We start from the raw sequence: 9,900 nt of genomic DNA, 5'->3' as shown, positions 1-9,900 counted from the left end.
CGGTCAGATCGGCCCGCACCATCACGTAGCCCGGAAAAAACTTGCGCTCCGAATCGACCTTGCGGCCGCGCCGGACCTCGACGACCTTTTCCGTCGGCACGAGGATTTTCTCGAACAGATGCTCCAGACCCTTGGCGCGCGCCTGCTCCTCGATGGACTCGGCCACCTTCTTCTCAAAATTCGAATATGCGTGGACGATGTACCAACGCGCTGCCATTACTGTCTCCTGCCCGCACTAACCGCCAACGTTCAGGACAAGCCCGACGAGCCAGCCCAGAAGTTGATCGGCCGCAAAGAAAAACGCTGCCGCCAGGATCACCATGACAAGGACCATCAGCGTCGAGATCATCGTCTCCCGCCGAGAGGGCCAAGTTACTTTCGACGTTTCGGCGCGTACTTGCTGCAGAAACGCAAATGGATTCGTTTTTGATGCCATGAGCCGCTCACGCGTTTACGGCGCGTAAAAAGGACCGCCCAGCCCCACGCGCCGCGTGTCTGTTTTTTTCCTTAATAATCATCGATTTCAAAAACCACAAGAGTTTTGTGAGGAAATGTTTCAATAATTGATGATCTGCGAAATGATGCCGTCAAATCCACACAATCCAAAAAAAATCAATGGCAGGGGCAGAGAGGCTCGAACTCCCGACCTACGGTTTTGGAGACCGTCGCTCTACCAACTGAGCTATACCCCTATCGGCCGTGAGGCGGTTTAACTTCATTTGCCTTGCGGTTCAAGCATCAAGTGATGCGCCGCTTCACAAATTTGGTCCAGCCTGACCGAATCAAAATGCGCCGGTTTCCCGGCGCATCTGGTTGCATGTTTCACGTCTCAATTCAGAGGCAGCTTTCGGCCCGCGCCGCATCACTCCGTGATGCTTGCGACGATGCCGGCGCCGCGGCAAAACGCGCTTGCGCGCCTTTTGCCCATCTTAAGTGCGTCGGCAGCTTTCGGCCCGCGCCGCATCACTCCGTGATGCTTGCGACGATGCCGGCGCCGACGGTACGGCCGCCCTCGCGGATGGCAAAGCGGAGCTTCTCTTCCATCGCAATCGGAACGATCAGTTCAACGTCAACCGTCACATTGTCGCCCGGCATCACCATCTCGGTGCCCTCGGGAAGCGTCACAACACCCGTCACATCCGTCGTGCGGAAGTAAAACTGAGGACGGTAGTTGGTGAAGAAAGGCGTATGACGCCCACCCTCTTCCTTCGTCAGAATATAAGCCTCGGCCTTGAACTTCGTGTGCGGCGTCACTGAGCCGGGCTTGCAAAGAACCTGACCGCGCTCCACTCCATCGCGATCAACACCGCGAAGCAGCGCGCCGATATTGTCGCCGGCCTGACCCTGGTCAAGAAGCTTGCGGAACATCTCAACACCCGTGCACGTCGTCTTCGTCGTGTCGCGGATGCCGACAATCTCAATCTCGTCGCCGACATTGATAATACCGCGCTCGACACGGCCCGTCACAACCGTACCACGACCCGAAATCGAGAACACATCCTCGATCGGCATCAGGAAGGGCTGGTCAATCGGACGCTCCGGCGTCGGAATATATTCGTCAACCTGCGCCATCAGTTCACGAACGGCATCCTCGCCGATCTCCTTGTTGCTGTCCTCAAGAGCAGCAAGCGCAGAGCCCTTGACGATCGGAATATCGTCGCCGGGGAACTCATAGGTGTCCAGAAGCTCACGCACTTCCATCTCGACAAGCTCAAGCAGTTCCTCGTCGTCAACCTGGTCGACCTTGTTCAGGAACACGACAATCGCCGGAACACCCACCTGACGGGCAAGAAGAATGTGCTCACGTGTCTGCGGCATCGGGCCGTCGGCGGCCGACACGACAAGAATGGCGCCGTCCATCTGGGCCGCACCGGTGATCATGTTCTTCACATAGTCGGCATGGCCGGGGCAGTCGACATGGGCGTAGTGGCGCGCATCCGTCTCATACTCGACGTGCGCCGTCGAAATCGTGATGCCGCGGGCGCGCTCTTCAGGCGCGCCGTCAATCTCATCATAAGCCTTGAAGTCGCCAAAGAACTTCGTAATCGCCGCCGTCAAAGACGTCTTGCCATGGTCAACATGACCAATCGTGCCAATGTTAACATGCGGCTTATTTCTCTCAAACTTGCCTTTCGCCATGATATTCCAGTCCTGTCATACTCAAAGATTGCATTTAGGCGCTCAAGATCGGGCGCTCCCGGCGAAGCAACCCAGATGATCGATGGCGACATAGGACTTTAAGCGTCTGGAAGCAAGACCAAATTGCCGACGGGCCGGGTGCGGCGCGTTATCCTGCATTGGAACTTTGACGGGCAGTTGGAGCGGGTAGCGGGAATCGAACCCGCATATTCAGCTTGGAAGGCTGCTGCTCTACCATTGAGCTATACCCGCATGGGTCAGTGGAGATGGTGGAGGGGGCTGGATTCGAACCAGCGTAGGCATAGCCAACGGATTTACAGTCCGCCCCTTTTAACCGCTCAGGCACCCCTCCATTCCACTGACGGGGTCAAGTGACAAGCAATTGACCGATCCACCTTGCAAACGCCGGTGAATCTGCGCCGGGGTTATGACCGTACGGCCAGTTTCTGTCAACACGCACCTGCGGAATTTTTCCGCTTTGTCCGATGCCGTGAAATCCGCCCGCTCGTGAGGCCACATTGCACCTTGCAAGAACCACGGCCGGTTCTATAAGTGCGACGATGAACAAAGGCGACACCGACAGGAAAAGCGCGCGCGACAGCCACTTTGCCAAACGGCGCCGGGCCTACCGCGATGCGAAGGCGGCGCAGACCGGGAGCGCGGCGCCCGCGACCGTGCTGCTCTACGGTCTGCACACGGTTCGTGCCGCGGTCAACAACCCGAAGCGGTCGATCAAACGCATGTCCGTGACGCGCAACGCCCTCGCGCGGCTCGATATCGGTGAGGCGGACACACTGCCCTTCCCCGTCGAAACCGTTGCCCCCGCGGCCCTCGACAAACTGCTCTCCGGCGATGCCATCCATCAGGGTGTGGTCATCGAGGCAAAACCGCTGAAGGCACGGCGCATCTCGGATCTGACGGATAGTCCCCTGCTGCTGGTTCTCGATCAGGTCACCGACCCGCGCAATGTCGGCGCGATCATGCGCTCGGCGGTGGCAATGGGTGCGGGCGCGCTGATCACCACAATGCGGCACAGTCCACAGGAAACCGGCGTCCTGGCGAAATCCGCATCCGGCGCGCTGGAGCTGATCTCACATATACAGGTGGTCAATCTCGCCGAGGCCATCGATGAGCTGAACCGGAGCGGTTTCCTGACGATCGGGCTCGACTCGGAAGGCGAGGAGCAGCTTGAAGCGACCTTCAGCGGCGACCGGATCGCCCTTGTTCTCGGCGCCGAAGGCAAGGGTTTGAGGCAAAAGACGCGTCAGACCGTCAAACGGCTGGCCCGGCTCGACGTTCCCGGCGCCATCAAGTCGCTCAACGTCTCGAACGCCGCGGCTGTTTCGCTTTACGCGGCACACCGTTATCTGGACCGCACATAGCCGGTTCGACCATCCGGCCGAATCGCCGTTCCGGTCCTGTCACGCCGATCACGGCAAGGGCTGTTTCTCCCTCAAGAATGCCCTGCGGCATGCGGTTCAGTCCTCTTCACCCAGACGGCGGCGCAATTCGGTCTTCAGCACCTTGCCGTAATTGTTCTTCGGCACCATCCTCCCATGGAGGTCATAATCGCACGAGCCCGCCTCTGCCAATTCGTATTTCTACGTGGCGGGTTGTCTCAATCGAGTGCGAAAACCTGTTTTTCCGGCTTGCGGGGGTAACGTCGCGACGCACCCCGTTGACAGGGTCACCGTCAGCGCCGATTATTTCGTTAACAAAGATAACTATTTTCATTGATGACAAATGATTTGTTCCGGGAGGTGACATCATGAAATACTCTGGCGGCGTGACATACGCCATGATTGCGATGACAGCCATCGCCGGAACCGCGGTCCTGTCCGTCGCCGGCACGGCTTACTCCGAAGAGCTCAAGGCGGCGCATTTCATGCCGCCGATGCATCCGATGGACCGTGGCGTGATGACGCCGCTTTCGGAGGAACTGTCCGAGGCGACGGGCGGCGAATTGACGATCCGCATCTATCCCGCAGGCGAACTCGGCAAAGGTCCGGTGCAGCAATACAAGCGCGTCGTCACCGGCGTCGCGGATATCGTCTTCGGCATTCCCGCCTACACGCCGACCCGGTTCGACAAGACCGTGATGGTGCACATGCCCGGCCTGTTCAAGAGCGGCGAGGAGGCGACCAACGCGTTGTGGGATAATCTCGCGGCCATCGAGGACGAATATGCCGAGACCAAGCTGCTCGGCCTGTGGGCCAACAACCCGTCCGTGCTGATCACCGGCGCCAAACCGGTCCGCTCGCTGGCCGATATCAAGGGGCTGAAGATCCGTACGCCCAATCCGGTGATGGCGGAGGTGGTCAAGGCCTGGGGCGGCATTCCGGTCTCCATGCCGACGCCGGACATCTACAACGCCATGAACACGGGCGTCATCGACGCCGTCATGATCGGGCCCTCGGGCATCCGTTCCTACAAGCTCAACGAGACCGGCAGATATGCCACGATCAACATTCCCTCCGCCGTCGACAGCTTCTACCTGCTGATGAACAAGCAGAGCTGGGACGCGCTGAGCGACGAGCACAAGGCCAAGCTCGATGAACTCACCGGGCGCAACTTAAGCCTGCGCGGCGCCAAAGCCTTCTACGAAGCCGGTCAGGCCGGCATCCAGCTCGCCCGCGACAGCGACGTCGAGATCATCGAGATCGACGCAGCGGCGGATGCCGAATTTCGGGCCGCCATGGCCGGCGCGCTTGAGGCGTTGATTGAAAAGACCTCGAAGGAAACGGGCGCCAACGCCCGTGAGATCATCGCCGGGTTCTCCGGACAATAGGAGGTGTCCGAAGACCAGGAGAACGACGGCCGGCCGGATTATCCGGACGGCTGGCGGCGGCGATTGGAAGCGCCGCTGATTGCCTGCGGCGCGGTCACGGTGTTCGCCATGATGTTCCTGTCGGTCGGCGATGCGCTGCTGCGCTCGCTGTTCGACGCGCCGATATTCGGCGCCAATGATTACACTCAGATCATCCTGTCCGTCGCGGTGTCGATCAGCCTGCCGCTGTGCGTGCTTGCCGGCCGGGTGATCGCCATCACCACGCTGGTGGCTTTGTTCCCGGACCGGCTGCGCCGCCCGATCGACCTGACGGTGTCCGTCGCCGGCTCGCTGATGATGGGCTATCTCGCCTGGCGGGCCTTCCTCAATGCCCGGGAGGCCGCCCGGTTTGCCGAGACCACGCTGCTGCTTCAATTGCCGCTCGACACGTCCTATTACGCCATCGCCGCCGGCGGTGCTCTTTCGGCGCTGTTGCTGCTCACCGAAAGCGGGCGTCATGAGCACTGAGCTTTTGGGCCTTGCCGGCTTCGGCGTGCTGTTCGCGCTGATGGCGCTGGGAACCCCGGTGGCCATCGCGCTGCTGGCTGTCGGCTTCGGCGGCACCATCCTTCTGTCCGGTTTCCAGGCCGCGGCCTATACGCTCAGCGGCCAGGTCTTTGCGACGGTTACCGTCTATGAGCTGTCGATCATTCCGCTGTTCATCCTGATGGGCAACCTTGCATCGGCCGCCGGGCTGAGCCGCGACCTCTTCGATGCCGCCTATCGGCTGATCGGCCATCTGCGCGGCGGGCTGGCCGCCGCAACCATTCTCGGCTGCGCCGGATTTGCCGCCCTTTCCGGCTCGTCCATCGCCTCGGCCGTCACCATGGGCAAGGTCGCCTACCCGGAGATGCGCCGCTACCGCTACGGCGCAAGACTGGCGACCGGCTCCGTCGCCGCCGGCGGCACGCTGGGCATTCTGATCCCGCCGTCCACGGGCTTCGTCATCTATGCGGTCCTCACCGAGGAATCCATCGGCCGTTTGTTCATGGCCGGCGTCCTGCCCGGTTTGTTGCTGACCACGCTGTTTCTGGTGGCAATCGCCCTCATCACTCTGATTGCGCCGGAAGAAGGGCCCAAAGGACCTGTGTTCAACCTGCGTGAGAAATTCTCCGGCATGCTGCGGGCGACCGGCATCGTGACCATCATCCTGATCACGATCGGCGGCATCTATACCGGCTTTTTCACCCCGGTCGAAGCGGCCGGGGTCGGCGCCTGTTTTGCCCTGCTGATGCTGATTGCGCGCGGCAAATGCACCCTGCGCACGCTGTGGGACGCCAGCGCCGAGACGCTGCGCACCACGGGCATGGCCTTCTTCATTCTCATCGGCGCCAACGTCTTCGCGCCGTTCGTCGCCCTTTCGCATCTGCCCGATACCATTGCCGCCGGCATGGCCGGGCTGGCGCTCGGCGCCTATGGAACGCTGGCGATCATCCTGCTCGGCTATGTGGTGCTTGGCATGTTCATCGAGGGCCTGTCGCTGCTCGTCATAACCCTGCCGATCGTCTTTCCGCTGATCGTGTCGCTCGGCTTCGACCCCATCTGGCTTGGCGTGATTATGGTGATCGTGCTGGAAATGGGCCTGATTTCGCCGCCGATCGGCGTCAATGTCTTCGTGGTCAAGAGCATCGTTCCGGACGTGAAGATGGAGACCATCTTCGCCGGCATCATGCCGTTCTGGCTCGCCATGGCGATCGCCCTGGTTATTCTGGTCATCGTGCCCGATATCGCCCTGTTGCTGCCGAACGCCATGTTCGACTGACCAGCATTTTTCCAACAGGATTCTGGGATAATGGTGCCCCCGGAGAGACTCGAACTCCCGACCCCCTGATTACAAATCATATGTCAAACGAAATTACTCAGTAAAATCAATGCTCCCCGTTTCTTTTTTGCCGGAACACCCCGATCGGGCCGGGAACAGATCGTGAATTGAAAACGTATACTCCCTCCGATATCTCGCATTTTAGTTTGATAATAGCGATATCAAGATAACAACAGGCATTGGCACAAAAATGAAGTGTGAGTTATAAAACCCTCATACGAATATAAGTTTGGATATATAGATGTCGGCTAAATCGAAAAAGACGTCGTTGAAAGATGGATGGGTTGTCAGGGACTCTGCATCTGGCCGTATTATGACTGTCAAGACTGAAAAGGGCCTGTCCAAAGCAAGAGCAAAATCACACACGGTTGTGAAGGAAGCTTCTTCAAAACGCCATGCGGCGTTGAAGCGTTTAGCTGATCGCTAGCCGCCACTATAAACTAACCGTGGCCGATGCATTCATCGCACATGATGCAGCCATGAAAATTCAACCCGGTCGGAGAGGTGTAATAAGCCTCGCTCTAATTGAATCAGCGGTCAATCGTCCTTACTCCGGTTATTTTCGCCCAATTTCAAAAAAGGCAGCGGCATTGCTTCAAGGTGTTGTTCGAAATCACGGGTTTGTCGATGGAAACAAACGGACTGCTTGGCTCTTGGTAGAAATCCTAATTGATCGCAGCGGATACGAGCTCAACATTCGAGATGACGAACCGGTCGACGATTTGGTTGTGGATGTAGCCACAGAGTGCATCGATTTCGACGATTTGGTTAGGTGGTTCAAACTTCGACTAACCAAGAAACAGTGAATTGGCTTAACCCCGAGCAGCAGTTGTAACGCATGGTCTGCTCGAACCACAAACAATTCAAAAACTTAATGGTGCCCCCGGAGAGACTCGAACTCCCGACCCCCTGATTACAAATCAGGTGCTCTACCAACTGAGCTACAAGGGCAATGCGGTGCAATTAGCATAAAGTCTGCATGAGTAAAGTAAAATAAACGCAAAGACGCGCCTTTATGCGCGTCAACGGCATCAAGACCTTGTGAAACGCGGCGGTTCTGGCCATGTTATGGTCGTCGCAACCGTCTGAAAAAGCAGGATATGACCCGTAGCCTATCATCCCTTTCCTTCATTTCGAGCGATGCGGACGGCGCCCGCGAGGCGGCCAGCCACCTGGCGTCGCTCTACGGGCAGACGGACCCGAATGAGGCGGATGTGATCGTCGCGCTCGGCGGCGACGGTTTCATGCTGCAGACCCTGCACGACACGATGGATGCGGGAAAGCTGATCTACGGGATGAACCAGGGATCGGTCGGCTTTCTGCTCAACGAATATCGCGAAGACGGCCTGCGCGAGCGGATCCAGGTCGCCGTCGAACACCACATTCGCCCGCTGGAGATGGTGGCGACCGATTGGGAGGGCAATGCGGTCAGGGCTTATGCGATCAACGAGGTCTCGCTGCTTCGCCAATCCTATCAGGCCGCAAAGCTCAAAGTGCTTGTCGATGGCAGGGTGCGGCTTGAAGAACTCATCTGCGACGGACTCATGGTCGCAACGCCGGCCGGATCGACGGCCTATAATCTCTCGGCGCACGGACCAATCCTGCCGCTGGAGGCGCCATTGCTGGCGCTCACACCGGTTTCACCCTTCCGGCCTCGTCGCTGGCGGGGCGCGCTGCTGCCCAACCGGGTCACGGTCGAGATCGAAGTTCTCGAAGGCGACAAGCGGCCGGTCAACGCCGTTGCCGACCATACGGAAGTCAAATCCGTCGGCTCCGTCATGATCCGGGAATCCGACAAGGTAACGGCGCGCATCCTGTCCGATCCGGATCACAGCTGGGACGACCGCATTCTCGCCGAACAGTTTCTCTACTGATCAGCGACCCAAGGTATATGCCCAGGGAGCAACAGGACTATGAAAAGCAGAAACCCCCTGCCCGCCCTTTTCTGCAGTTTCTTATTGCTGATCGCATCGGCAATGCCGATGTCGGGTCCCGCGTCGGCAGCGGAAACACCGGATGCCATGGCGACGACAACCCCGGTTCGGGTTCTCGCCGTTGTCAGCGGCGGCTTGTGGCAGGAAGACGCCGAGGCCAGGGCGGAAACCGGCAACGATGAAGAAAAAGCCGCAAAGGAACCGCGACGCGGCTATTTCAGAAGCATTGCCATCCGCTCGCAGGACAATACGTCCCGGCTGTTCCTGCAGCGCATCTGGCTGGCGCCTGAGGGGCCAACGGTGATCGATACGGAAGAGATCGAGGCCCTTACGGAGCTCAATGCCTATATCACCGACATGCGGCCGGAAAACTCGACCGGCATTGCAAGCCAGCCCGGTTTCGTCACGTTCATCTATCTGAAACAGGATCCGGCCGCAACTGAACCCGATACATGGGAACTCTACGTGGATGAGTTCGGGGATATGGCCTTTACGCCGGCAACGAACTGACCGTGTAACGACGCACTATTCGATGTCTTCGACCACCGCGTCGCTGCCGTGGACACGATGCGCCAATGCCGATTCCATAAAGACATCGAGGTCGCCGTCCAGAACGTCCTGCGGGCTTGTGCTTTCGGTGCCCGTGCGCAAATCCTTCACGAGCTGGTACGGCTGCAGCACATAGGAACGGATCTGGTGGCCCCAGCCGATCTCCGTCTTCGATGCTTCCTGCTCGCTGGCCTCGGCTTCGCGCTTCTTGAGTTCTTCCTCATAAAGCCTCGAGCGCAGCATCTCCCAGGCCGTTGCGCGGTTCTTGTGCTGCGAGCGTTCGTTCTGGCACTGAACCACGATGTTGGTCGGTATGTGGGTGATGCGAACGGCCGAATCCGTCGTGTTGACGTGCTGGCCGCCGGCGCCTGACGCGCGGTAGGTGTCAATGCGCACCTCCGATTCCGGTATTTCGATTTCGATCGTGTCGTCGATAACCGGAAAGACCCACACGGACGAAAACGAGGTGTGGCGGCGCGCCTGGCTGTCGAAGGGCGAAATCCGAACCAGCCTGTGCACACCGGATTCGGTTTTCAAGCGGCCATAGGCGTTGTGACCCTTGACCAGCAGGGTCGCGGATTTAATGCCGGCTTCCTCGCCGTCGTGGACTTCAAGGACTTCGACTTTCA

The 9,900-nt window shown here is 59.0% G+C and carries 12 protein-coding genes and 4 tRNA genes; 8 read left to right on the top strand and 8 right to left on the bottom strand.

Annotation, left to right across the window (positions count from 1 at the left end; genetic code table 11):
- From AC5E6N_RS13720 to AC5E6N_RS13695, 6 genes are all read right to left on the bottom strand, one after another.
- Positions 1 to 217: transcription termination/antitermination NusG family protein (locus AC5E6N_RS13720; RefSeq protein WP_491748333.1), on the bottom strand; the 217-nt coding region annotated here is incomplete at its 3' end.
- Positions 218 to 235: 18 nt separating this feature from the next.
- Positions 236 to 436 carry a preprotein translocase subunit SecE gene (gene secE, locus AC5E6N_RS13715; protein ID WP_267990088.1) on the bottom strand — a complete coding sequence of 67 codons (201 nt, stop codon included), beginning with the start codon at positions 434 to 436 and terminating at the stop codon, positions 236 to 238.
- Between the two features lie 180 nt (positions 437 to 616).
- Positions 617 to 692, bottom strand: a tRNA-Trp gene (locus tag AC5E6N_RS13710).
- 271 nt (positions 693 to 963) lie between these two features.
- Entirely contained in the window at positions 964 to 2,139 is a 1,176-nt protein-coding gene (tuf, locus tag AC5E6N_RS13705) for an elongation factor Tu (RefSeq protein WP_491748332.1), read from the bottom strand.
- A 178-nt stretch (positions 2,140 to 2,317) separates the two neighbouring features.
- A tRNA-Gly gene (locus tag AC5E6N_RS13700) sits at positions 2,318 to 2,391 on the bottom strand.
- Positions 2,392 to 2,406: 15 nt separating this feature from the next.
- Positions 2,407 to 2,491 (bottom strand) — tRNA-Tyr (locus AC5E6N_RS13695).
- A 208-nt stretch (positions 2,492 to 2,699) separates the two neighbouring features.
- Between AC5E6N_RS13695 and AC5E6N_RS13690 the strand changes: the two genes are divergently transcribed.
- The 6 genes from AC5E6N_RS13690 (at position 2,700) to AC5E6N_RS13665 (ending at position 7,594) form a co-directional block, all read left to right on the top strand.
- Positions 2,700 to 3,521 carry a TrmH family RNA methyltransferase gene (locus AC5E6N_RS13690; RefSeq protein ID WP_491748331.1) on the top strand — a complete coding sequence of 274 codons (822 nt, stop codon included), beginning with the start codon at positions 2,700 to 2,702 and terminating at the stop codon, positions 3,519 to 3,521.
- 386 nt (positions 3,522 to 3,907) lie between these two features.
- The gene (locus AC5E6N_RS13685; protein ID WP_491748330.1) at positions 3,908 to 4,927 is read left to right on the top strand and encodes a TRAP transporter substrate-binding protein; all 1,020 of its coding nucleotides are present in this window, start codon (positions 3,908 to 3,910) and stop codon (positions 4,925 to 4,927) included.
- A gap of 3 nt (positions 4,928 to 4,930) precedes the next feature.
- Complete coding sequence (locus AC5E6N_RS13680; protein ID WP_491748329.1) at positions 4,931 to 5,434, top strand: TRAP transporter small permease; 504 nt, start codon at positions 4,931 to 4,933, stop codon at positions 5,432 to 5,434.
- Positions 5,424 to 6,728, top strand: coding sequence for a TRAP transporter large permease (locus tag AC5E6N_RS13675; protein ID WP_491748328.1), 1,305 nt, complete (start codon positions 5,424 to 5,426; stop codon positions 6,726 to 6,728). The genes AC5E6N_RS13680 and AC5E6N_RS13675 overlap by 11 nt, the downstream gene beginning before the upstream one ends.
- Before the next feature lie 301 nt (positions 6,729 to 7,029).
- Complete coding sequence (locus tag AC5E6N_RS13670) at positions 7,030 to 7,215, top strand: hypothetical protein (RefSeq protein WP_491748327.1); 186 nt, start codon at positions 7,030 to 7,032, stop codon at positions 7,213 to 7,215.
- 19 nt (positions 7,216 to 7,234) lie between these two features.
- Positions 7,235 to 7,594: a type II toxin-antitoxin system death-on-curing family toxin gene (locus AC5E6N_RS13665; RefSeq protein ID WP_491748326.1), complete on the top strand. Its 360-nt coding sequence runs from the start codon at positions 7,235 to 7,237 to the stop codon at positions 7,592 to 7,594.
- Positions 7,595 to 7,663: 69 nt separating this feature from the next.
- Here the strand turns inward: AC5E6N_RS13665 and AC5E6N_RS13660 are convergent.
- Positions 7,664 to 7,739, bottom strand: a tRNA-Thr gene (locus tag AC5E6N_RS13660).
- Between the two features lie 149 nt (positions 7,740 to 7,888).
- On the opposite strand from AC5E6N_RS13660, the gene AC5E6N_RS13655 reads away from it, so the two are divergent.
- Both AC5E6N_RS13655 and AC5E6N_RS13650 read left to right on the top strand, forming a co-directional pair.
- Positions 7,889 to 8,662 (top strand): NAD kinase, encoded by a 774-nt coding sequence (locus AC5E6N_RS13655; RefSeq protein WP_491748325.1) that lies wholly within the window; start codon positions 7,889 to 7,891, stop codon positions 8,660 to 8,662.
- A 39-nt stretch (positions 8,663 to 8,701) separates the two neighbouring features.
- A complete protein-coding gene (locus tag AC5E6N_RS13650; protein ID WP_491748324.1) occupies positions 8,702 to 9,232 on the top strand; it encodes a hypothetical protein in 531 nt (176 codons plus the stop codon).
- A 15-nt stretch (positions 9,233 to 9,247) separates the two neighbouring features.
- Here the strand turns inward: AC5E6N_RS13650 and AC5E6N_RS13645 are convergent.
- Positions 9,248 to 9,900: peptide chain release factor-like protein (locus AC5E6N_RS13645; RefSeq protein ID WP_491748323.1), on the bottom strand; the 653-nt coding region annotated here is incomplete at its 5' end.

The sequence above is a fragment of the Hoeflea sp. genome (assembly GCF_984452065.1).
Note: the sequence above shows the minus strand (reverse complement) of the source record. Positions and strands in the feature narration are given on the sequence as shown.

Bases quoted from the DNA above. Each gene is read 5' to 3' on its own strand.
- AC5E6N_RS13675 (WP_491748328.1), top strand. From the start codon at position 5,424: ATGAGCACTGAGCTTTTGGGCCTTGCCGGCTTCGGCGTGCTGTTCGCG.
- AC5E6N_RS13655 (WP_491748325.1), top strand. From the start codon at position 7,889: ATGACCCGTAGCCTATCATCCCTTTCCTTCATTTCGAGCGATGCGGAC.
- AC5E6N_RS13690 (WP_491748331.1), top strand. From the start codon at position 2,700: ATGAACAAAGGCGACACCGACAGGAAAAGCGCGCGCGACAGCCACTTT.
- AC5E6N_RS13650 (WP_491748324.1), top strand. From the start codon at position 8,702: ATGAAAAGCAGAAACCCCCTGCCCGCCCTTTTCTGCAGTTTCTTATTG.
- secE (WP_267990088.1), bottom strand. From the start codon at position 436: ATGGCATCAAAAACGAATCCATTTGCGTTTCTGCAGCAAGTACGCGCC.
- tuf (WP_491748332.1), bottom strand. From the start codon at position 2,139: ATGGCGAAAGGCAAGTTTGAGAGAAATAAGCCGCATGTTAACATTGGC.
- AC5E6N_RS13685 (WP_491748330.1), top strand. From the start codon at position 3,908: ATGAAATACTCTGGCGGCGTGACATACGCCATGATTGCGATGACAGCC.
- AC5E6N_RS13670 (WP_491748327.1), top strand. From the start codon at position 7,030: ATGTCGGCTAAATCGAAAAAGACGTCGTTGAAAGATGGATGGGTTGTC.